The 20,994-nt window shown below is 67.2% G+C and carries 18 protein-coding genes and 1 tRNA gene; 11 read left to right on the top strand and 8 right to left on the bottom strand.

Translation table 11 applies throughout. The features are described 5' to 3' along the window. Nucleotides 1-4: 4 nt before the first annotated feature. Nucleotides 5-859, top strand: coding sequence for an AAA family ATPase (locus AC4GYY_RS02815; RefSeq protein ID WP_491118622.1), 855 nt, complete (start codon nt 5-7; stop codon nt 857-859). Nucleotides 860-874: 15 nt separating this feature from the next. Here the strand turns inward: AC4GYY_RS02815 and AC4GYY_RS02810 are convergent, their stop codons facing one another. Continuing rightward, complete coding sequence (locus AC4GYY_RS02810) at nt 875-1,867, bottom strand: glycosyltransferase family protein (RefSeq protein WP_491118620.1); 993 nt, start codon at nt 1,865-1,867, stop codon at nt 875-877. A gap of 240 nt (nt 1,868-2,107) precedes the next feature. Between AC4GYY_RS02810 and AC4GYY_RS02805 the strand changes: the two genes are divergently transcribed. The 3 genes from AC4GYY_RS02805 to AC4GYY_RS02795 all read left to right on the top strand — a co-directional run bounded on the left by AC4GYY_RS02805 (nt 2,108) and on the right by AC4GYY_RS02795 (nt 4,761). Beyond that, on the top strand, nt 2,108-2,896 hold the full coding sequence (locus AC4GYY_RS02805) for a sulfotransferase family protein (protein ID WP_491118618.1): 789 nt from the start codon (nt 2,108-2,110) through the stop codon (nt 2,894-2,896). A gap of 84 nt (nt 2,897-2,980) precedes the next feature. Further along, nucleotides 2,981-3,550 carry a CHAP domain-containing protein gene (locus AC4GYY_RS02800; RefSeq protein ID WP_491118616.1) on the top strand — a complete coding sequence of 190 codons (570 nt, stop codon included), beginning with the start codon at nt 2,981-2,983 and terminating at the stop codon, nt 3,548-3,550. Nucleotides 3,551-3,582: 32 nt separating this feature from the next. Beyond that, nucleotides 3,583-4,761, top strand: coding sequence for a vWA domain-containing protein (locus tag AC4GYY_RS02795; protein ID WP_491118614.1), 1,179 nt, complete (start codon nt 3,583-3,585; stop codon nt 4,759-4,761). A 419-nt stretch (nt 4,762-5,180) separates the two neighbouring features. Here AC4GYY_RS02795 and AC4GYY_RS02790 read toward each other — a convergent pair whose 3' ends face one another. Together AC4GYY_RS02790 and AC4GYY_RS02785 are read right to left on the bottom strand one after the other, a co-directional pair. Further along, entirely contained in the window at nt 5,181-6,377 is a 1,197-nt protein-coding gene (locus AC4GYY_RS02790; RefSeq protein WP_491118612.1) for an exo-beta-N-acetylmuramidase NamZ family protein, read from the bottom strand. Nucleotides 6,378-6,379: 2 nt separating this feature from the next. Then, entirely contained in the window at nt 6,380-6,817 is a 438-nt protein-coding gene (locus tag AC4GYY_RS02785) for a DOMON-like domain-containing protein (RefSeq protein WP_491118610.1), read from the bottom strand. Nucleotides 6,818-7,052: 235 nt separating this feature from the next. On the opposite strand from AC4GYY_RS02785, the gene rimO reads away from it, so the two are divergent. Both rimO and AC4GYY_RS02775 read left to right on the top strand, forming a co-directional pair. Continuing rightward, nucleotides 7,053-8,393: a 30S ribosomal protein S12 methylthiotransferase RimO gene (rimO, locus tag AC4GYY_RS02780; protein ID WP_491118608.1), complete on the top strand. Its 1,341-nt coding sequence runs from the start codon at nt 7,053-7,055 to the stop codon at nt 8,391-8,393. 239 nt (nt 8,394-8,632) lie between these two features. Next, nucleotides 8,633-8,709: transfer RNA gene (locus tag AC4GYY_RS02775), tRNA-Met, on the top strand. 633 nt (nt 8,710-9,342) lie between these two features. Here the strand turns inward: AC4GYY_RS02775 and AC4GYY_RS02770 are convergent. Both AC4GYY_RS02770 and AC4GYY_RS02765 read right to left on the bottom strand, forming a co-directional pair. Continuing rightward, nucleotides 9,343-9,846, bottom strand: coding sequence for a 2'-5' RNA ligase family protein (locus tag AC4GYY_RS02770; protein ID WP_491119279.1), 504 nt, complete (start codon nt 9,844-9,846; stop codon nt 9,343-9,345). 17 nt (nt 9,847-9,863) lie between these two features. Next, the gene (locus AC4GYY_RS02765; protein WP_491118606.1) at nt 9,864-11,816 is read right to left on the bottom strand and encodes a potassium transporter Kup; all 1,953 of its coding nucleotides are present in this window, start codon (nt 11,814-11,816) and stop codon (nt 9,864-9,866) included. 219 nt (nt 11,817-12,035) lie between these two features. On the opposite strand from AC4GYY_RS02765, the gene ald reads away from it, so the two are divergent. Further along, nucleotides 12,036-13,139: an alanine dehydrogenase gene (ald, locus tag AC4GYY_RS02760; protein WP_491118604.1), complete on the top strand. Its 1,104-nt coding sequence runs from the start codon at nt 12,036-12,038 to the stop codon at nt 13,137-13,139. Between the two features lie 133 nt (nt 13,140-13,272). Here ald and wrbA read toward each other — a convergent pair whose 3' ends face one another. Continuing rightward, nucleotides 13,273-13,872: an NAD(P)H:quinone oxidoreductase gene (gene wrbA, locus AC4GYY_RS02755; RefSeq protein ID WP_491118602.1), complete on the bottom strand. Its 600-nt coding sequence runs from the start codon at nt 13,870-13,872 to the stop codon at nt 13,273-13,275. 111 nt (nt 13,873-13,983) lie between these two features. Here wrbA and AC4GYY_RS02750 point away from each other — a divergent pair, with 111 nt between their 5' ends. The 3 genes from AC4GYY_RS02750 (at nt 13,984) to ctrA (ending at nt 16,882) form a co-directional block, all read left to right on the top strand. Further along, nucleotides 13,984-14,871, top strand: a complete 888-nt coding sequence (locus AC4GYY_RS02750) for a LysR family transcriptional regulator (protein WP_491118600.1) — start codon at nt 13,984-13,986, stop codon at nt 14,869-14,871. A gap of 42 nt (nt 14,872-14,913) precedes the next feature. Further along, nucleotides 14,914-16,068 (top strand): AI-2E family transporter, encoded by a 1,155-nt coding sequence (locus AC4GYY_RS02745; RefSeq protein ID WP_491118598.1) that lies wholly within the window; start codon nt 14,914-14,916, stop codon nt 16,066-16,068. A gap of 112 nt (nt 16,069-16,180) precedes the next feature. After that, the gene (ctrA, locus tag AC4GYY_RS02740) at nt 16,181-16,882 is read left to right on the top strand and encodes a response regulator transcription factor CtrA (RefSeq protein ID WP_491118596.1); all 702 of its coding nucleotides are present in this window, start codon (nt 16,181-16,183) and stop codon (nt 16,880-16,882) included. A gap of 237 nt (nt 16,883-17,119) precedes the next feature. On the opposite strand, the gene AC4GYY_RS02735 is transcribed toward ctrA, so the two are convergent. Continuing rightward, a complete protein-coding gene (locus AC4GYY_RS02735; RefSeq protein WP_491118594.1) occupies nt 17,120-18,793 on the bottom strand; it encodes an amidohydrolase in 1,674 nt (557 codons plus the stop codon). Continuing rightward, the gene (locus AC4GYY_RS02730) at nt 18,790-19,629 is read right to left on the bottom strand and encodes an NAD(P)-dependent oxidoreductase (RefSeq protein WP_491118592.1); all 840 of its coding nucleotides are present in this window, start codon (nt 19,627-19,629) and stop codon (nt 18,790-18,792) included. The genes AC4GYY_RS02735 and AC4GYY_RS02730 overlap by 4 nt, the downstream gene beginning before the upstream one ends. Before the next feature lie 64 nt (nt 19,630-19,693). On the opposite strand from AC4GYY_RS02730, the gene AC4GYY_RS02725 reads away from it, so the two are divergent. Further along, nucleotides 19,694-20,935 carry a threonine ammonia-lyase gene (locus AC4GYY_RS02725; protein ID WP_491118590.1) on the top strand — a complete coding sequence of 414 codons (1,242 nt, stop codon included), beginning with the start codon at nt 19,694-19,696 and terminating at the stop codon, nt 20,933-20,935. The last annotated feature ends 59 nt before the right edge of the window (nt 20,936-20,994 follow it).

Here is a 20,994-nt window from a genome sequence, read left to right as displayed (position 1 = left end):
CGGCATGCAGCGTTTCGAAGGCACCGGGAGCTATGTCGCCACCGACGACCTGAAGGTCGCGGTCAACGCTGCGGTGACGCTGCGACGCCCGCTTCTGGTCAAGGGCGAACCCGGAACGGGAAAGACCGTCCTCGCCTACGAGATCGCCAAGGCCGCGAAGGCGCCGCTGATCGAGTGGAACGTCAAGTCCACCACCAAGGCGCAGCAGGGCCTCTACGATTACGATGCGGTCGCCCGCTTGCGTGACGGCCAGCTCGGCGACGAGCGGGTCCACGACATCGCCAACTACATTCGCCGCGGCAAATTGTGGGAGGCGTTCACCGCCCCCGAGGTCCCCGTGCTGCTGATCGACGAGATCGACAAGGCTGACATCGAGTTCCCGAACGACCTCCTCCAGGAGCTCGATCGGATGGAGTTCCACGTCTACGAGACCAAGGAGACGGTGCGCGCTGCCGAGCGCCCGATCGTCGTCATCACCTCGAACAACGAGAAGGAGCTGCCCGACGCCTTCCTGCGCCGCTGCTTCTTCCACTACATCAAGTTCCCCGATCGCGACACGATGCAGGCGATCATCGACGTCCATTTCCCCGGCATCCAGAAGATCCTCGTCTCGAAGGCGATGGACATCTTCTACGAGGTCCGCGACGTCCCCGGCCTCAAGAAGAAGCCGTCGACGAGCGAGCTGCTCGACTGGCTCAAGCTGCTGCTGCACGAGGACATGCCGCTCGAGGTCTTGCAGAACCGCGATCCGACCAAGGCGATCCCGCCGCTCCACGGGGCGTTGCTCAAGAACGAACAGGACGTGATGCTGTTCGAGCGGCTGGCGTTCATGGCGCGGCGTCAGGGCGGGAAGGGCTGAGCCCGAACACTTGGCTCAGCGCGGGCTCCGGAGTCCCCGAGCGATCGTATCCTCGGGATCGGCGAGGAACGCCAGGACTTCGTCGCGCTCCCGATCGTTGATGAACGTCATGCGACCGTTCTCGAACAGCACCGCGGGCACGTTCTGGTCCTTTGCGTCGCTTGGGTCGATCGCGATCAGGCGGCGGAGTTCGTCGACATAGCGTCCTGCGTTGCCGGGCAGGAGCGAACGGTTCAGCGCGAGCAGAGCGTCGACGGTCACCGCCGTGCCGACCAGTCCTGCCTTGCCGAGAACGTTCGTCGCGCGATTGTAGCTGCTCAACTTCTCGATGTTCGCGGCGATCCTTTGCTCTGCGGAATACGCTTTCAGATGTCCGATGACGACGTTGCCGACGGAACAGTCGTCGAATAGCTCGATTGGCAATTGGTTGTTGTGGTTCATGAAGCCGTTCACCTGGACGGTGCTCGACATGATCGGCTTGCCGCCCCTGATCCCGGCGGGGATGCGGTTGTTCCGGAAGCTCAATCGCAACCTGCGGGCCTGACCACGCTGGTTTTCCGCCCAGATGCCGGGGATCGCCGGCATCCCCGCCGCGACCACCCGGTCGACGATCGTGCGATCCGCGAGGTAGGATCCGTCGTCGTTCGCCCAATATAGATATTCGTCGGTATCGAGAAACAGATAATGATCGCACGATGCCCGGAGGGCGACGTACAGCTCGCGAAAGATCCGGCTATCGTGATGGATCGTGTTGTGCATCGACGCATAGGAATAGATCGAGACGTCATCGGCGATCGTCGCGAGATAGGACAGGACGTCCGGATGTGTGCTGCCGTTGTCGAAAACGATCAGCCCGGCCGCACCGACGATTTCGACGTGGTGCTCGATCCACCGTTTCAGGAGCAAAGTCTCGTTCTTGGTTTTCAAGACGATCTTGAACGGCGCACGATGACGAGCGATCGCGTCGCAGATCGCGTCCTGATCCCTCTCCCACGCCTTGAGCCGCACCGATCGCTCCATCGGTCCGCGCTGCCGGAGCGGACCTTCGCGTCGCGACTAGCGGCGGGGCTGCGTCGGCGCAATCAGACGCGCCGTGCCGGTCGCAGCGACAAACCGACATCGCGACCTCGCTCGTTCGCGGCGGAACCGCGGCTTGCGCCCGGCCAAGCCTAGAGGCTACGCGCTTCACCGCGGCGGGCCGAACGACGAGATCGGCTGTGACACGACGGGATCGTGAAGGAGCAGTATGTGCCTGAGTTCATCTTCGTCTGCGGTTGCCCGCGCTCCGGCACGACGCTGTTCGCCAATCTGCTCAACGCCCATCCGAAGATCGCGATCGGCATCGAGCGTTACGGCAACCGCTTCTTCAAAGAGCCGCTCACGCCCGACCTCTTCGAACCCGATCGCTTTTTCGGTCTCCGCACCGGCGACACCTTCTACGACACGCTCGAGTTCGCCCCGGTGTACGCGCAAAAGCGTGAGACGTACGCCCAGGCGAAACTCGTGGGCGACAAGATCCCATTGCTGTTCGACCGGTTTGGCCAACTCCACGAGAGTTTCCCGAACGCCAAGGTGATCTTCTGCCTTCGCAACATCATCGATGTCGCAGCCTCGTACGAAGTCCGAGCGCGAAATCCCGACGACGCCAGTTGGAGCCGGGAGAAGGGCGCCGTCGCTGCCGTCGAGGACTGGAAACGATCGCTTGAGGCCTTTCACGAATACCGCACCAAGATCGACATGGCGATGTTCGATTACGATCGCTTCGCCGACGACGGCGAAGCGCAGATTCGGGAATTGGTCGCCTGGCTGAAGCTGAGCTGGTGTCGACCGATCGAGCGGCGGGTCGAGATGGCGCGGGAACGCTCGGTCAAGATCGCCGATGAACGACTGCAACCGCTCGACGGCGCGATGAAGAAACACCTCATCTTGACGGCGCCCGCCTCGCTTTACCGCCAGGCGATCCGGCAGGGCAATCAAGGCAAGCTCCGCCCGCGAGCGGCACGGCAGACTGAGCCGAGCGACACCGGCCAAGCCTGATCCGGATCGGCGGCGGAGCCGGTTAAGCACCCTTAACCATAGTCTTCAACACGGCGCGAACCTCCCCGAAATACGGAAGGCGGCATGAAGCGCTCCCCCCTCGCTTTCATCCCCGTCGCCCTGCTCTCGCTCTTCGCGAAGCCCGCGATGGCTCACAATCTTCTCGATTACGTCGGTCAGTGCGTCCCATTCGCCCGCGAGGCGTCGGGGATCGAGATCTACGGCGACGCCTGGACCTGGTGGGACCAGGCGAGCGGTCGCTACGATCGCGGGCACAAGCCCAGGATCGGCTCGGTCGTGGCGTTCGCCAAGCAGGCGCGGCTTCCGCTCGGCCATGTCGCCGTGGTCAGCCGGATCGTCGAGAAGCGCGTGCTGATGCTCACTCATGCCAACTGGTCGCGCCAGAACGGCGAACGCGGGCACGCGGAACAGGACGTGACGCTGTTCGACGTCTCTCCGCGCAACGACTGGAGCGAGGTCAAGGTCTGGTACAAGGACGCGACCGGGTTGGGTGGCACGACCTATGCCGTGAGCGGCTTCATCTACGCCCCCGGCCCGCCACTGCCCGAGATCACGGCCCGCAACCCCGATTATGTCGGCGCGCTGATCGACGCCTATGTCCCGGGCGCCGGCGCCGCGGCGGCGCGGCGCTAGACAGGCGAACCCCTCCCCGCCAAGGTGCGGCGATGTTCCTCAACTTCCTCGACGAGCTCCGCTCCGCCGGTATCCCGGCCAGCATGAAGGAGCATCTGATCCTCCTGGAGGCGCTCCGGGCCGACGTGATCGACCGAACGCCCGAGGATTTCTATTACCTCAGCCGCGCGGTCTACGTGAAGGACGAAGGGCTGCTCGACAAGTTCGATCAGGTCTTCGCCAAGGTCTTCAAGGGGATCGCCACCACCTATGGGCAGACCGAGGCGGAGATTCCCGCCGACTGGCTGAAGGCGGTCGCCGAGAAGTTCCTGACGCCCGAGGAGATGGAGGCGATCAAATCGCTCGGCTCCTGGGACGAGATCATGGCGACGCTCAAGCAGCGGCTCGAGGAGCAGCAGAAGCGGCACGAGGGCGGGTCGAAGTGGATCGGCACCGGCGGCACCTCGCCCTTCGGCAACGGCGGCTACAATCCCGAGGGCGTCCGGATCGGCGGCGAGGGTGGGCAGAAGCGCGCGCTCAAGATCTGGGACCAGCGCGAGTTCAAGAACCTCGACAACACCCGCGAGCTCGGCACCCGCAACATCAAGATCGCGCTCCGCCGTTTGCGCAAGTTCGCGCGCGAGGGCGCGGCGGACGAGCTCGACATCGACGCGACGATCGACGGCACCGCGCGCCAGGGCTGGCTCGACGTCGTGATGCGCGCGGAACGGCGCAATGCCGTCAAACTGCTGCTGTTCCTCGACGTCGGCGGCTCGATGGACCCGTTCGTGAAGCTTTGTGAGGAGCTGTTTTCCGCGGCGACGACCGAGTTCAAGAATTTGGAGTTTTTCTACTTCCACAACTGCCCCTATGAGGGCGTGTGGAAGGACAACAAGCGCCGCTTCGCCGAACGGACGCCGATGTGGGACGTGCTTCACAAGTTCCCGCACGACTATAAGCTCGTCTTCGTCGGCGATGCCTCGATGAGCCCCTATGAGATCACTCACCCGGGCGGCTCGGTCGAACATTTCAACGAGGAGTCGGGCGCGACATGGATGCACCGGCTGACCACGACCTATCCCGCGGCGGTCTGGCTCAATCCCGTGCCCGAGCAGCAATGGGGCTATTCGCAGAGCGCCAAGATCATCCGCGAGCTGATGACCGACCGGATGTACCCGCTGACGCTGGCGGGGCTGGACGACGCGATGCGGGAACTGACGCGAAAGCGGTGACCCGCCCAGATCCCCGTTCGTCCTGAGTAGCCGCCGAGCGAATGCGGAGTGGCATATCGAAGGACATTGCGCGGGCAGTCCTTTGATACGAGCTTTGCTCCGCTCAGTCTCTACTCAGGACCAGCGGAATGCTTTGAAAGGGCGCGGCTAGGCCGTCAACGCGCGCAACTTCTCGCGGTAGCTTTCCGCCAGCATCGACCGTCGCGCCCGCGCCTCCGGGGTGACGGCGCGCTGCGCGGCTAGCGCCTCCGCGGCCGCGCGTCGCGCATAATACCGAACGCTCGACTCCATCTTCTTCTCGACCCGCCGAATCGTTTCAGGCCCGACTCGGACCCTACGACACGGATATGACTAATCCGTGTTGCCGGCCTGTCGACAGGCGGGGCACGCAAGTCCGATGAATCGAGCCCATTTCGGCATCAGTAGAGCAGGTACGCCGCGCGCTCCTCACGCCAGCGCGTCTCGTCCGCGCCGGCGAGCGCATCGAGATCCTCCGCACGGGCGACGGCGTCGTCCACCCAGGCGCGCAGTGAGGGACCGCCGTTGATCACGTCGATCGCCAGCTTGCCGAATTCATATTCGTACGCGAAGTCCCGCCACAGCTCGTAATCCGGATACACCGTGCGGATCGCCTTGAACGCCGCCGCCTGCACCCGCCACGGCCGGAATCGCGCGTGATCGTACGCCGGCCCCTCGGCATGGACGAACACGCCCGCGCACAATCGCCCGACGTGCTTGTGGAAGGTCGGCTGGAACCACAGGTCGCGCAGCGTGCAGCCTTCGAGCCACTCGGGCGCTTGTCGGCGCATCTCGGCGATCACCGCGCGCGCGTCGAGATCGGGCGCGCCGAACAGCTCCAGCGGCCGCGTCGTTCCGCGCCCTTCGCTGAGCGTCGTCCCCTCCAGCATCACCGTGCCCGCGTAGCAGCGCGCCATGTTGACGTTGGCCGCGTTGGGGCTGGGATTGATCCACGGTCGTTCGGCGGGCCAGCCGAACCCGGGCGCGGCATCGGGCATCCACCCCTCCATCGCGATCACCCGCAAGTCGACGTCGAGCTTGAAGTGCTGGACGAACCAACGCCCCAGCTCGCCCAGCGTCATCCCATGCCGCATCGGCATCGGCCCCGCCCCGACGAAGCTCTCCCAGCCCGGCTGGAGGATCGTCCCCTCGACCGGCCGCCCTGCCGGGTTCGGCCGATCGAGCACCCACACGCTCTTGCCATGCTCCGCCGCGGCTTCGAGCACGTACAACAGCGTGGTGACGAAGGTGTAGATCCGGCAGCCGACGTCCTGGAGGTCGACCAGCAGCACGTCGAACGTCGACATGCTCTGCCCCGACGGTCGCCGCACCTCGCCGTAGAGGCTGAACACCGACATGCCGTAGGTCGGATCGGTGAAGTCGGGCGACTCCATCATGTTGTCCTGGAGATCGCCCCGCACCCCATGCTGCGGCCCGAACACCGCGCTGACGTTCAGCCCCGCCGCGACCAGCGCGTCGAGGCTGTGGGTCAAATCCTCCGTGACGGACGCCGGATGCGCGAGCAGCGCGACGCGCTTCCCCTCCAGCGGACGGCGGAGGCTGGCGTCGGCGAGGAGGCGATCGATCCCGAACTTCATGGTTAGATGAGTGGCGGGAGTTGGAGCGCGAAGCAATCGGGATGGTGGAAGTCGGGTGCGGCTGACGGATGCGCCAACGCCCAGAACGACTTCGTGCCGTCAGCCTCTTCGATCACTGCCGACAGGCCCACGCGGCTCGCCGATGCCCACGGTGCAATCAGGTCCAGCTCGACGTGAAGAGCGTAGCCAGTTACGTCCGCCCACCCCTTAATCATGGGCGTATCAAGCGGCAGCTCGCGCATTCCCTTCCGATATGAGTCGAAGCAATAGGCTGCCCAGCAGTGCGAGGGCGAGAAGTTGAACTCGCGATATCCTTCCTCGCCTTCGGATTGGATGAACAACTCAAAGCAGGTCGTTCGCCACAGCCCGTCTCTCCGCTCGGCGCGCTCGACCGGAGGCAACGTCAGCCCTGCGTCCGCAAAAACGCGATACTCGATCACGGACGGTCGATAGCCGCTCGGCGAAAAGCGAGTTTGAACGCGGTCGACCCTTCGGGGCGGAGTGTCGTGGTGACTAATCAGGGTTTGCCAACGTCCCATCGGAACTCCGCTCGGGCTGAGCCTGTCGAAGGCCTACCCTCCTTCTTGAGCAAGGGCATTCCTTCGACAAGCTCAGGGCGAACGGAAGGGGGCCGCTGGAAAAATCGCCCGCACTCCCCTATGTGGCCCACCTCCCATGGCGACTGTCCTCCCCTCCCCGCCGCGCGTCGGCATGGTTTCGCTCGGCTGTCCGAAGAACCTCGTCGATTCCGAGCGCATCCTCACCACCCTGCGCGCCGACGGCTACCAGATGTCCCCCGACTACGCGGGCGCGGACGTGGTGCTGGTCAACACCTGCGGCTTCCTCGATTCCGCCAAGGAGGAATCGCTCGAGGCGATCGGCGAGGCGATCGCGGCGAACGGTCGCGTCATCGTCACCGGCTGCATGGGGAAGGAGGCGGAGACGATCCGCGCGCGCTTCCCCAACGTCCTCGCGATCACCGGCGCCCACGAATACGCCCAGGTGGTGGAGGCGGTCCACGCCGCCGCCCCGCCCGCGCGCTCGCCCTATCTCGATCTCGTCCCCGGCGGGTCGGTCGAAGATACCGACCTCAAGCTCACCCCGCGTCACTACAGCTATCTGAAGATCTCCGAGGGTTGCAACCACCGCTGCGCTTTCTGCATCATCCCCCAGCTGCGCGGCGACCTCGTCAGCCGCCGCCCCGACGCGATCCTGCGCGAGGCCGAGAAACTCGTCGCCGCCGGCACGAAGGAGCTGCTGGTCATCAGCCAGGACACCTCGGCCTACGGCATCGACATCCGCCGCGAGCCGCGGATGTGGAAGGGTCGCGCGGTCGTCCCCCACATGACCGATCTCGCCCGCGAGCTCGGTCGCATCGCGCCGTGGGTCCGGCTCCACTACGTCTACCCCTACCCGCACGTCGATCAGGTCATCCCGCTGATGGCCGAGGGGCTGGTGCTCCCCTATCTCGACATCCCCTTCCAGCACGCGAGCCCGTCGGTGCTGCGTGCGATGAAGCGCCCTGCCAACGAGGCGCGGGTACTCGAGCGCATCCATGCCTGGCGCCGGGTCTGCCCGGACCTGGCAATCCGCTCCACCTTCGTCGTCGGCTTTCCCGGGGAGACCGAGGCGGACTTCGAATACCTCCTTCAGTGGCTCGACGAGGCCCAACTCGACCGCGTCGGTGCCTTCCGCTTCGAGCCGGTCGCGGGCGCCCCTGCCAACGACCTCCCGAACCCCGTGCCGGAGGAGGTCAAGGAGGAGCGCTACGCCCGTTTGATGGAGAAGACCGCCGCGATCTCGACCGCCAGGCTCCAGGCCAAGATCGGCCGCACGCTCGACGTCATCATCGACGCGGTCGGCGGAGACGGCGCGACCGGCCGCTCGATGGCCGACGCGCCCGAGATCGACGGCGAGGTCCAGCTCCGCGACGCCGGGCATCTGGCGGAGGGCGACATCGTTCCCGTCCTGATCGAGGACGCCGACGAGCACGACCTGTACGGCGTCCCGGCTTGACGCTCGGAGCTCTCGACACCGTTCGTCCTGAGTAGCAACTGAGCGAACGCGAAGGGGCGGATCGAAGGACCGCCCGCCTCATGTCCTTCGATACCAGGCTTCGCTACGCTCGGCCCCTACTCAGGACGAACGGAAGGCATGTGAAAGCCGGGCTCTGAGAAGCGTCCCGACTTGACGACGCCGCGCCCCCTGCTATCAGCGCGCCTCCCGGCGCCGGGTAGCGCGACGGGGCCCCACGGGGCGGAGTAGCTCAGCTGGTTAGAGCACGGGAATCATAATCCTGGGGTCGGGGGTTCAAGTCCCTCCTCCGCTACCACGACGGTCAAGAAAAGCAGGCCTTTAGGCGCTGAAACACCCCATCAGAGCGTCGTTTCTGAAACCAAAAATAGCGCCTGTTCTCGGGCGTATTTCAGGTTTGGAGGGTTGCCGACGCGAGAGGGATTGCCACCCCTCCGATCGCGCCACATGATCCGCACCCGCTGCTGCGGCGCTTGAAGATAGTGGGCATGTCGCTGGAGCCGTTTTCTGCTATGAGGCGATCATGGCAGCCCCGATCTGGTTTGAGTTTTTGCTCGCTTCGATTTGCGCGATCTCCGTAGCGGTTCAGCTACGCACCGGCAGACTTGATCTTCATCGCGCTCCTGCGGCTTACCGGGAAGCGTCGCGATCCAGTGACCCCGGGCGATACTGGGCTTTCATCGTCGGCATGTCCGTAGTCACTGTGGCGATGGTCTGTGACGCGATCTATCGCTCTTTGACGTAGCGACCGCATTCCCAAACCGGTCCTTCCCGCCGCTGAAGCATGCCTCATGCGGTCGTCTGAAACATGCTGAAGGCACCGATCCCTCACCCGTGCTCAAGTGAGGGATTGACACCTGTTTCATGAAACATGCGGATATCGGCAGTAAGTGACTGATAATGCCGGGGACGCTTGCCCCTCCGCTACCATTCACGCGAACCGGTGCGTCGACAGCGGCTCCCACGGTCCCCCGCGATACCACCAGCTCGCCAGTCCGGCGATCCGCAGCGGCCGCGCCGCGAACTCCGCCGACAGCGCCGACAGCAGCGCCTTCGCCGCCGCCGGCTCGACCTTGTTCTGCACCGTCACGTGCGCGCGCCAGCCCGACTCGTCCTGCGGCGTCAGCAGCCCCGCGAACGCCTCCGCCAGCCGCGCCCGGACCGCCGCCAGGCCCGGCGAGTCGATCCGATAGGCGACGCCGCGCCCCAGCGAATACGGTCCCGCCAACCGTGCCTCGGGCGCTCGCGCGCCGCGCGTCTCCTCAGCCAGCCGTCGCTTCACCTCGTCGGCGATCGAAGGAGGCAGATGGTGGAACATCGTTAGATGCGCGTCGAGATGGTTGCGCTCGGGCGGGAAGTGGGCGCGGCGCAGGCCGTCGAACCACGCCTGGTCCTCTGGGCCGAACAGCGCGGAGACGATGATGGGAGCGGGAATCACCCTCCCCCAACCGCTCAGATCTCGATCTGGCTCCCCAGCTCGACCACGCGGTTGGTCGGCAGGCGGAAGAACTCCATCGCGCTTTCCGCATTGCGCAGCATCCAGGCGAACAATTTTTCGCGCCAGATCGCCATCCCCGGCCGCTCCGACGCCAGCAAGGTCTGCCGCGACAGGAAGAAGCTGGTGTCCATCATCCGGAAATCTGGACCGCAGACGTGGAGCATCTTGAGGCAGGCCGGCACGTCGGGCTCCTCCATGAAGCCGTAGCGCAGGATGACGCGGTGGAAGCCCTGCCCCAGGTCCTCGTGGAGGAATCGGTTCTCGTCGGCGAAGTACGGGTATTCGGTCACGCGGACGGTCAGCAGGATGATCCGCTCGTGCAGCACCTTGTTGTGCTTCAGGTTGTGGAGCAGCGCGGGCGGCACGCCCTCGGGGGTCGAGGTCATGAACACCGCGGTTCCGGCGACGCGGGTCGCGGAGCCGACCGCGGACTGGACGAACACCTTGATCGGCATCGCCGCCTCGCGCATCCGCGCCATCATCAGCTGGCGCCCCTTCGACCAGGTGGTCAGCAGCGTGAAGATGATGAACCCGACCAGCAGCGGGAACCAGCCGCCTGCGGGCACCTTGGTCAGGTTCGCCGCCAGATACGCCCCGTCGACCAGGAAGAACAGGCCGAGCACCGGATAGGCGGCGTACCACGGCCAGTTCCACAGCCGCCGCAGCAGCACCGCTAGCAGGCACGTGTCGATCGCCATCGCCCCCGTCACCGCGATCCCGTAGGCCGAGGTCAGGTTGGACGAGGTCTGGAAGAACAGGACCAGCAGGATCACCATGATCATCAGCGCGCGGTTCACGACCGGGATGTAGATCTGCCCGACCGTCACCGCGCTGGTATGCTCGATCTTCAGCCGCGGGACGAAGCCGAGCTGGATCGCCTGGTGCGTGACCGAGAACGCGCCCGAGATCACCGCTTGGCTCGCGATCACCGCCGCCATCGTCGCCAGGATGACCAACGGCAGCTGGAGCGCTTCGGGAGCGAGCATGTAGAACGGGCTCTGCAACGCGGTCGCGCCCTCGCGGAACAGCAGCGCGCCTTGCCCCAGGTAATTGGCCATCAGCGCCGGCAGCACGAACCACAGCCATGAGAGCTGGATCGGCTTGCGCCCGAAATGCCCCATGTCGGCGTAGAGCGCCTCCGCGCCCGTCACCGCCAGCACGACGGAGCCGAGCGCCAGGAACGCGCGCTTGGGATCCAGCGCAAAGAATTCGAAGGCGTAATGCGGCGAGAACGCCCAGAGCACGCCCGGGTAGCGCGCGATGCTCAACACCCCCAGCACCGCGATCGTCGCGAAATAGACCAGCATGACCGGGCCGAAGAACAGGCCCACCCGCGCCGTCCCGCTCGACTGGATCCAAAACAGGCCGATCAGGATCACGATCGCGATCGGCATCACCAGATTGCCGAACGCCGGGGCGGCGACCGCCAGCCCCTCGACCGCCGACAGCACCGACACCGCCGGGGTGATCATCGAATCGCCATAGAACAGCGCGGTCGCGAACACCCCGAGCAGGACGATGCCGCGGCTCCAATACTTCGTCCGCGCCTTCCCGGAGACGAGCGCGAGCAGCGCCAGGCTGCCGCCCTCGCCCTTGTTGTCGGCGCGCATGATGATGCTGACGTACTTCAGCGTCACCACCACCATCATCGACCAGAACATCAGGCTCATCACGCCCATGATGTGGGCGGCGTCGAGCGCCAGCTTGTGATGCCCGGCGAAGGTCTCGCGGAACGCATACAGCGGGCTGGTGCCGATGTCGCCGAAGACGACGCCGATCGCGCCCACCGCAAGCTTCAGCACGCCGTCGTGACTGTGATCGTGCGCCTGGCCCGAGGGCGCCGCATCGACCGGCGCGGCGGGGGCCGCCGGCGCCCCGGTTCCCGGATCGGGGATGCCGGTGCTCATCGACTCGCCCGAGACCGCATCCGCGGCGAAGCACCCCTGTCCATGCGGCGGCGCACTATCATGCGCCTCGGGGCCGGGCAATCGAGCCGAACGGGGTGCGGCGAGACGGTGCGCGCGGCGATGCACTTCTGCAACGCCGCGCGTTCTGGCAACGGACCGTCATGGAGTCGCGCCGGGACACGCCCGCGCGGCCAGCACGGAATCGAAGGAGAGTGTCTCATGCGCGTCGGCGTGCCGAAAGAGATCAAGAACCACGAATATCGCGTCGGCCTGACCCCGCCTTCGGTGGCGGAGCTGGTCGCCGCCGGTCACGAGGTCGTCGTCCAAACCCAGGCGGGCATGGGCATCGACTTCGAGGACTCGGATTACGTTGAGGCCGGCGCGACGATCCTGCCCGACGCCGCCTCGGTGTTCCGCGCCGCCGACATGATCGTCAAGGTCAAGGAGCCGCAGGCGTCGGAGATCGCGATGCTCGAGCCGCGCCACCTGCTCTTCACCTACCTCCACCTCGCCGCCGACAAGCCGCAGGCCGAAGGCCTGATGAAGTCGGGCGCGACCTGCATCGCTTACGAGACGGTGACGGCCGCACGCGGCGGGCTGCCGCTGCTCAAGCCGATGAGCGAAGTCGCCGGCCGCATGTCGGTCCAGGTCGGGGCCCATTATCTCGAGAAGGAGCAGGGCGGCCGCGGCGTCCTGCTCGGCGGCGTCCCCGGCGTCGCCCCCGCGAAGGTCGCGATCCTCGGCGGCGGCGTCTCGGGCGTCAACGCCGCGCAGATGGCGGTCGGGATGCGCGCCGACGTGACGATCTACGACATCTCGAACGATCGGCTCGCCGAGCTCGACATGTTCTTCTCGTCGCAGATCAAGACCGCCTACGCTTCCAAGGCGGCGATCGCGGCGGCGGTGCGCCAGGCCCACCTCGTGATCGGCGCGGTGCTGGTCCCCGGCGCGGCCGCGCCCAAGCTCGTCACGCGCGAGATGGTGTCGACGATGAAGCGCGGCGCGGTCCTCGTCGACATCGCGATCGACCAGGGCGGCTGCTTCGAGACGTCGCACGCCACCACCCACGAGGATCCGGTGTTCGAGGTCGACGGCGTGATCCACTATTGCGTCGCCAACATGCCCGGCGCGGTCGCGCGCACCAGCACCTTCGCGCTCAACAACGCGACGCTGCCCTTCGCGGTCAAGCTGGCGAACCTGGGCGCGGACGCCGCGATGCGCGCCGACCCGCATCTCGCGGCCGGGCTCAACGTCATCGGCGGCAAGATCGCGTTCAAGGCGGTCGCCGACGACCTCGACCTGCCGTTCGAGGCGTGGTCGTAACCTTGATCCTCCTCGTTCGCGGGGAGGTGGCGGCCGAAGGCTGGCGGAGGGGGCTCTCCACAGGCGATGTCGCCCGTGGAGAGCCCCCTCCACCGCTTCGCGGTCCCCTCCCCGCAAGCGGGGAGGAGCGAGATTACTTCAGCTTCGCGGCGGTCTCGGCGATCCGCTTGCCCTGGTACCGCGCCGCCGCCAGTTCCTCGGCGTGCGGCTGGCGCGAGCCGTCGCCGTCCGCGATCGTCGTCGCGCCGTAGGGCGAACCGCCGCGGACCTCGTCCACGCCCATCTGGCCCTTGAACCCGTAATCCAGCCCGACGATCGTCATGCCGTGGTGGAGCAGGTTGGTGATGATCGAGAACAAAGTCGTCTCCTGGCCGCCATGCTGGCTCGCGGTCGAGGTGAAGGCGCCCCCGACCTTGCCGATCAGCTTGCCGGTGAACCACAGGCCGCCGGTCGTGTCCCAGAAGCTCGCCATCTGGCTCGGCATCCGCCCGAACCGCGTCGGGGCGCCGACGACGATCGCGTCATAGTCGGCGAGCGCATCGGGCGACTCGATCACCGGATGCGCGGTGTCGGTCTTGAAGTGGGCGGCTTCGATCACCTCCTGCGGGGCGGTCTCGGCGACGCGGCGGATATCCACGTCCGCCCCACCGGCGCGCGCGCCCTCGGCGACCGCGTCGGCCATCTGCTCGATATGGCCATAGGAGGAATAATAGAGGACGAGGACTTTGGTCATGACAGCTTCCCTGCGCTTGGTTGATCCCGCTTCGCCGCCAACATAGGCGCAGACCCCGCGCGCAGGAACGGAAACGGTTGAAACGGATCGTTTCCGGGATAATGAAAGCCGATGCGCCTGCCCGACCTCGAAGCCTGGGCGATCTTCGCCGCCGTCGCCGAGCACCGCTCGTTCAGCGCCGCCGCGGATGCGATCGGGCTCTCCAAGGCCACGGTGTCGAAGGCGGTGTCGCGGCTTGAGGCGCAGCTCGGCCAGTCGCTGTTCCACCGCACGTCGCGCCGGCTCGCCCTGACCGAAGCCGGCAAGCCGCTTGCCGAGCGCGCTGCCCGGATGCTGAACGAGGCACGCTGCGCCGAGGAATCGGCGCGCGATGCCGGGCAGACCCATGCCGGCCGCATCCGGATGGCGGCCCCGATGACCTTCGGCGTTTCGAACGTCGCGCCGCTGGTCGCGGACTTCCTGGCCGATCACCCCGCGGTCGAGATCGAGCTGCACCTGTCGGACGCGCGGGTCGACATCGTCGCCGAGGGCTTCGACCTCGCGCTCCGCATCGCCGACCTGCCCGACAGCTCGCTGCGGGCGCGACGCCTGTGCACGGTCGTCTCCTATTTGGTCGCGGCCCCCGCCTATCTCGCCCGCCACGGCGCGCCGACGCACCCCGCGCAGTTGGCGGAGCACCGGCTGCTCGGCTACACCAACGTCTCCGGCCCCTGGCGCTTCCGCGGTCCCGGTGGGGCCGAAGCCTCGGTCAAGCCGCAGGGCCCCCTATCGAGCAACAGCGGCGACGCATTGATCCCCGCGCTCGTCGGCGGGCTCGGCATCGCCCGGCTACCCGGCTTCATCCTGGGGGATGCACTAACGAGCGGCAGGGTCGTCGAGATCCTGCCCGATTGGCGACCCGCCGCGATCGGACTTCACCTGCTGACCCCGCCCAGCCCGCTGCGACCCGCGCGGGTGGAAGCGCTGATCGCCTTCCTGGAACAGCGCCTCCGCGACTGACCGACTGTCCTACACGGCGGTTTCCTGCCAGAGTTCCGGACGATGACGCCGACGCCGCCCCCCTCCCCCTCCGAACCGCGCTCGACGCCTCAACCGACTCAACCTGTCGCCGCCGAAAAGCGTCTGCGCCCTGACGCCGACGACCTGCGCTTCGTCCGCCGCGTCTGGCTGCTGATCCTCGTCGCGGCGGTCGCCGCCACGATCTTCGTGACCGGCGATCTGCTGATCCTCGCGTTCGGCGCCATCCTCGGCGCGATCGTGATCCACGCCATCGCCGAACTGCTCGTCACCCACCTTCGCCTGCCGTCGCGCGCATCGGTGGGTGCGGCGATCGTCGTCGTCCTGGCGATGCTGTCCCTGCTCGGCTGGCTGTTCGGGGTGGAGTTCCGCAGCCAGGTGAACCTGCTGGTCGAACGGCTGCCCGCACTCGTCGACGAATTCGCGCGATACATGGGCCAGTCGCCCGTCGGACAGAAGATCGTCGACGCGGTGCGCGCCGCTTATGCCGGCAGCAAGGTCGCGCAGGACATCGGGGGACTGGCCCAGGGCGCCGGCGAGCTGATCCTCAACGCGCTGCTCGTCCTCATCGGCGCGATCTTCTTCGCGGTCGATCCGAAGGTGTACGAGCGAGGATTCCTGCTGCTGATGCCCCGCTCGAAACGCGCGCCGATGGAGGATGCGCTCGCCGACACCGCCTCGACGCTCCGCCTTTGGCTGCGCGCACAGCTCGTCCAGATGACGACGATGGGGCTGCTGGTCGGGGTCGGACTCTGGCTCGCGGGCGTGCCGTCGGCGCCCGCCTTGGCACTGCTGACCGGGCTGTCGGAGTTCGTCCCCTACATCGGCCCGCTCGCGGCGATGCTGCCGGCGCTGGGACTCGCGGCGACCGCGGGCACCCACGCGCTGGTGGGCGCGCTGATCGTGTTCGCAGTCGTGCGGCTGATCCAGACGAACCTCATCACGCCCTTCGTCACCAGCCGCGTCATCGCGATCCCGCCGGCGATCACCCTGTTCTCGATCATCGCGGTCGGCGAGGTGTTCGGGCTGTTCGGGCTGTTCTTCTCCGCCGCGATCCTGGTCGTCGTCTTCACGCTGGTCCGCAGCCTGTACCTGCGCGAGGTGCTGGGGGAGCCGATCCCCCGCGCCGAGCACCGCACCCTCTTCACCGACAAGGGCGACCGCTGCGACTCGCGGTAGAAGCTGGCTTAATCGTTAATTTACCTTTTGCCTTCAGATCGCGTTTGGTTAATGAATCAGACCGTCAGCCGATCCCGCACCAGAGGATCGGCGCGTCAACGGGGGTTTTCGGATGCGTGTTCTGCTGATCGAGGACGAGCCGACGACGGCCAAGGCCATCGAGCTCATGCTGACCACCGAAGGGTTCAACGTCTATACGACGGACCTCGGCGAGGAGGGTTTGGATCTCGCCAAGCTCTACGATTACGACATCATCCTCCTCGATCTGAACCTGCCGGACATGCACGGCTACGACGTCCTCAAGAAGGTTCGCGTCGCGCGCATCCAGACGCCGGTGCTGATCCTGTCGGGCATCAACGAGATGGATTCCAAGGTCCGCAGCTTCGGCTTCGGCGCCGACGATTACGTCACCAAGCCGTTCCACCGTGAGGAACTGGTCGCGCGCATCCACGCCGTCGTCCGCCGCTCGAAGGGCCATTCGCAGTCGGTGATCAAGACCGGCAAGCTCGCGGTCAATCTCGACGCCAAGACCGTCGAGGTCGACGGGGCGCGGGTCCATCTGACGGGCAAGGAATATGCGATGCTGGAGCTGCTGTCGCTCCGCAAGGGCACGACGCTCACCAAGGAGATGTTCCTCAACCATCTCTACGGCGGGATGGACGAGCCCGAACTCAAGATCATCGACGTCTTCATCTGCAAGCTTCGCAAGAAGCTGTCGATGGCGTGCGAGGGCGAGAATTACATCGAGACCGTCTGGGGCCGCGGCTACGTGCTGCGCGAGCCCGACGAGGGCGTCGCCGCCCAGGTCGCCTGAACCAGGTACCTCCCTGCGTATCCGGGAGAGGGCCGCGGCGTCGGGGGGCGCCGCGGCCCTTTTGATCGAGGGGCGCAAATCCTCCCCGTTCACGGGGAGGTGGCAGCCGAAGGCTGACGGAGGGGGCTCTCCTCTCTCCAAGCGTCTCGAGGAGGGGAGCCCCCTCCGTCTCGCTTCGCTCGCCACCTCCCCGCAAGCGGGGAGGATTGAGTAGACTCGTCCCAACGCTGCTGGCGATCAATTCCCCGTCCGCGCGTCGAACATCTTCTGTCCGCCCACCCAGGTCTGCTCCACCTTGGTTCCCCGCAGCTGCTCGGGAGTCGCGGTCAGCGGGTCGCGGTCGACGATCAGGAAGTCGGCGCGCTGCCCCGGCTGGAGCGACCCGAACTGCTGCTCCGCGAACCCCGCATAGGCCGCGCCGCCCGTATAGGCCCACCACGCCTGCTCGCGCGTCACCGCCTCCTGCGGCTGCCACCCGCCCGCCGGCTGGCCATCCGGCCCCTGCCGCGTGATCGCCGCCGCCCAGCCCGCCCAGGGATCGGGCCTCTCGACCGGCGCGTCGGACCCGAAGGCGAGCTTGCCGCCGACCTCGAGCATCGACCGCCACGCATAGGCTCCGCCCAGCCGGTTCGGCCCCAGCCGCGCCTCCGCCATCACGCGGTCGCTGGTCTCGTGGACCGGCTGCATCGACGCGATCGTGGTGTGCTCGCCGAACCGCTTGAGGTCCTTCGGGTCGACGATCTGCGCATGTTCGATCCGCCACCGTCGGTCGCCCTTGTAGGTCTCCGACAGCTCGTCGATGGCGTCGAGCACCTCGGCGTTGGCCTTGTCCCCGATCGCATGGACCGCGACCTGGTAGCCGTCCATGGCCGCCCGGCTCATCAGGTTCTGAAGCTGGTCGTCGCTGAGGAAGCACAGCCCCGTCTGCCCGGCCGCATCGGCATAGGGCTGCTTGAGACACGCCCCGCGCGAGCCGAGCGCGCCGTCGGCGTAGAGCTTCACCCCCTCCAGCTTCAGCCGATCGCCGTAGAGCCAGGGCGTCGGCCCCGTCCCGCCGATGGCCACGGTGGTGTCGATCCCATCGGCGTAGACCATCAGCCGGATCCGCAGCGCGCCGATGTCGCCCATCCGCCGGAACGTCATCCAGTCGTCGCCGCTCGTCGACATCGCGCCGACCGCCGTCACCCCGTTTCCGAGCAGCATGGCCTGGGCCTTCAGGAAGGCGGCGGCCCTGTCCTTCGGCTGCGGCGGCGGCACGACCTTCTCGATCAACGCCTGCGCCGCGTCGACGAACACGCCCGCGGGCGTTCCGCCCGTCGACTCGATCCGCCCGCCCGCGGGGGCCACCGTCCTGGCGGTGACCCCGGCCAACGTCATCGCCCGGCTGTTCGCCCAGCCGGCGTGGCCGTCGGCGCGGCTGAGCCACACCGGTCGGTCGCCGACCACCGCATCCAGTTCCGCCGCGGTCGGGAAGCGTCCCAGCCGCCACGTCTCCTGGTTCCACCCGCGCCCGAGGATCCACTTGCGATCCGGATTGGCGGCGGCATAAGCGGCGATCCTCGCCTTCGCCTCGTCGAGCGAGCGCGTGTCCGACAGGTCGAGCAGCAGCGCGCCGAACCCGATCTCGGTCACGTGCGCATGTGCGTCGATCATGCCGGGCACCAGCACCTTGCCCCCCATGTCGGCGCGCCAGTCGTAGCGCGGCCCCGGGTCCTTCTTCGTCGGCTTGGGCGGCTGCTCGCCGGGCGGCACCAGCCGGACGACCTTGCCGTCCCTGTCGAGGATCATCGCCTTGAAGCGGACGACATGCTGGCTCTTGTCGAGCGTCACCCCATTGACGTTGTCGACGATCGCATCGGCGAACGCCGGGCTGGCGACGGTCGCGAGCAGCGCGGCGGCCAGCGCCCTCACTTCGCGAGCCTCCGCACGAGCGCGCTCGTGTCCTGTCTGGCCCCGCCCATCTTCTGCACCTCCGCGTAGAACTGGTCCACCAGCGCCGCGACCGGCAGCGTCGAGCCGTTGCGCCGCGCCTCGTCCAGCGCCAGCCCCAGGTCCTTCCGCATCCAGTCTATTGCGAAGCCGAAGTCGAACTCGTCCTTCGCCATCGTCGGCCAGCGATTGACCATCTGCCAGCTCTGCGCCGCGCCGCCCGAGATCGCCGCGAGCACCTTGTCGAGGTCGAGTTCGCTCGCCTGCGCGAAGCGCAGCGCCTCCGAGAGGCCGCCGAGCACACCCGCGATGCAGATCTGGTTGACCATCTTGGTCTGCTGTCCCGCACCCGCGGCGCCGACATGGACGATCCGCGCGGCATAGGCCTGCATGACCGGCTCGGCCTTCGCCATCGCCACCGCCGAGCCGCCGCACATGATGGCGAGCGCACCCTTCTCGGCCCCCGCCTGACCGCCGGAGACCGGGGCGTCGACGACCAGCGCCCGAGCCTGCGCCAGCCGTCGCGCGATCGCGGCGGAGACGGTGGTGTGGTCGATGAACACCGCCTCCTCGGCCATCGCCGCGAACGTGCCATCGGCGCCCAGCGTCACCTGTTCGAGATCGGCATCGTTGCCGACGCAGGCGACCACCGCGTCCGCATCCCGTGCCGCCGCCGCCGGCGTGTCGGCGACCGTCAGCCCGGTCGCCTCCGCCTTGTCGCGGCTGCGGTTGTAGACGGTGACGGTGTGACCCGCGGCGGCCAGGTGCTTCGCCATCCGCGCGCCCATGACCCCGGTTCCGATGAACGCGATCCTCATGGGACCGCGCCTAGCCCCCGCCCCGCCTTTGGTCTAGGCGGCGCTCTTCTTGACGGAGGTTGGCGTGGCGACTGCGGCGAAGATGCATACGACCCTGCCGGTGACGATCGACGACGTTCGCGCCGCGCACGCCCGCATCCGCGACAGCGTCGTCCGCACGCCCACGCTCGTCAGCAAGACGCTCAGCCAGCTGACCGGCGCGACCGTCTATCTGAAGTTCGAGAATCTCCAGTTCACCGCCGCCTATAAGGAGCGCGGCGCGCTCAACACGCTGCTCCAGCTGTCCGAGGAGGCGCGCGCCAAGGGCGTGATCGCCGCCTCCGCGGGCAACCACGCGCAGGGTCTCGCCTATCACGCCAGCCGGCTCGGCGTCGCCGCGGTGATCGTGATGCCGACGAACACGCCGACCGTGAAGGTGATGCAGACCGAAGGACACGGCGCGACCGTGATCCTCCACGGCGACACGTTCGACGCCGCCTACGCCCATGCGCGGGTCCTGGAGGGCGAGCGCGGCTACACCTTCGTCCATCCCTTCGACGATCCGCGGATCATCGCCGGCGCCGGCACCACCGCGATCGAGATGCTGGAGGACGTGCCGGCGATCGACACGATCGTCACCCCGATCGGCGGCGGCGGGCTCATCAGCGGCATGGCGACGGTCGCGCGTGCCTGGGACCATCCGATCGAGGTGATCGGGGTGGAGGCCGAGCTGTTCCCGTCGATGTACAACCGCATCAACCGCACGGCGATGCCGTGCGCGGGGGACACCCTCGCGGAGGGCATCGCGGTCAAGGAGCCCGGCGGCATCACTTCGACGATGGTCGCCGCATTGGTCGACGACATCGTCCTCGTCTCAGAACGCAGCCTGGAGCAATCGGTCAGCCTGCTGCTCCAGATCGAGAAGACCGTGGTCGAGGGCGCCGGCGCCGCGGGGATGGCGGCGCTGCTCCAGCACGGCAAGCGCTTCCGCGGCAAGACGGTCGGCGTCGTGCTGTGCGGGGGCAACATCGACACCCGCCTGCTCGCCAACGTGCTGCTCCGCGACCTCGCGCGTTCGGGACGGCTCGCCCGGCTCCGGATCCGGCTCCAGGATCAGCCCGGCGCGCTGTACAACGTCGCCCGCATCTTCGACGCCGAGCGGATCAACATCATCGAGGTGTATCACCAGCGCGTGTTCACGACCCTGCCCGCGAAGGGGCTGATCACCGACATCGAGTGCGAGGCGCGCGACAGGGCGCACCTCGATCGGCTGATCGCGGCGCTTCGTGCGGCCGGGTACGAGACCACGCAGGTCGAACTGGCCTGATCCGGGACTGTTTGCCCCTCTGGCAACATTCCCGGCGGCAGGTTAACCATGTTCGCGTG

It is taken from the genome of Sphingomonas sp. SP6 (genome assembly GCF_058313435.1).
Note: the sequence above shows the minus strand (reverse complement) of the source record. Positions and strands in the feature narration are given on the sequence as shown.

What these genes read in the sequence shown, in the direction of transcription:
- wrbA (WP_491118602.1), bottom strand. Translation starts at nt 13,872, where the DNA reads ATGACCAAAGTCCTCGTCCTCTATTATTCCTCCTATGGCCATATCGAG.
- AC4GYY_RS02765 (WP_491118606.1), bottom strand. Translation starts at nt 11,816, where the DNA reads ATGAGCACCGGCATCCCCGATCCGGGAACCGGGGCGCCGGCGGCCCCC.
- AC4GYY_RS02795 (WP_491118614.1), top strand. Translation starts at nt 3,583, where the DNA reads ATGTTCCTCAACTTCCTCGACGAGCTCCGCTCCGCCGGTATCCCGGCC.
- AC4GYY_RS02745 (WP_491118598.1), top strand. Translation starts at nt 14,914, where the DNA reads ATGACGCCGACGCCGCCCCCCTCCCCCTCCGAACCGCGCTCGACGCCT.
- ctrA (WP_491118596.1), top strand. Translation starts at nt 16,181, where the DNA reads ATGCGTGTTCTGCTGATCGAGGACGAGCCGACGACGGCCAAGGCCATC.
- AC4GYY_RS02790 (WP_491118612.1), bottom strand. Translation starts at nt 6,377, where the DNA reads ATGAAGTTCGGGATCGATCGCCTCCTCGCCGACGCCAGCCTCCGCCGT.
- rimO (WP_491118608.1), top strand. Translation starts at nt 7,053, where the DNA reads ATGGCGACTGTCCTCCCCTCCCCGCCGCGCGTCGGCATGGTTTCGCTC.
- AC4GYY_RS02730 (WP_491118592.1), bottom strand. Translation starts at nt 19,629, where the DNA reads ATGAGGATCGCGTTCATCGGAACCGGGGTCATGGGCGCGCGGATGGCG.
- AC4GYY_RS02815 (WP_491118622.1), top strand. Translation starts at nt 5, where the DNA reads ATGCAGCGTTTCGAAGGCACCGGGAGCTATGTCGCCACCGACGACCTG.
- AC4GYY_RS02800 (WP_491118616.1), top strand. Translation starts at nt 2,981, where the DNA reads ATGAAGCGCTCCCCCCTCGCTTTCATCCCCGTCGCCCTGCTCTCGCTC.
- AC4GYY_RS02750 (WP_491118600.1), top strand. Translation starts at nt 13,984, where the DNA reads ATGCGCCTGCCCGACCTCGAAGCCTGGGCGATCTTCGCCGCCGTCGCC.
- ald (WP_491118604.1), top strand. Translation starts at nt 12,036, where the DNA reads ATGCGCGTCGGCGTGCCGAAAGAGATCAAGAACCACGAATATCGCGTC.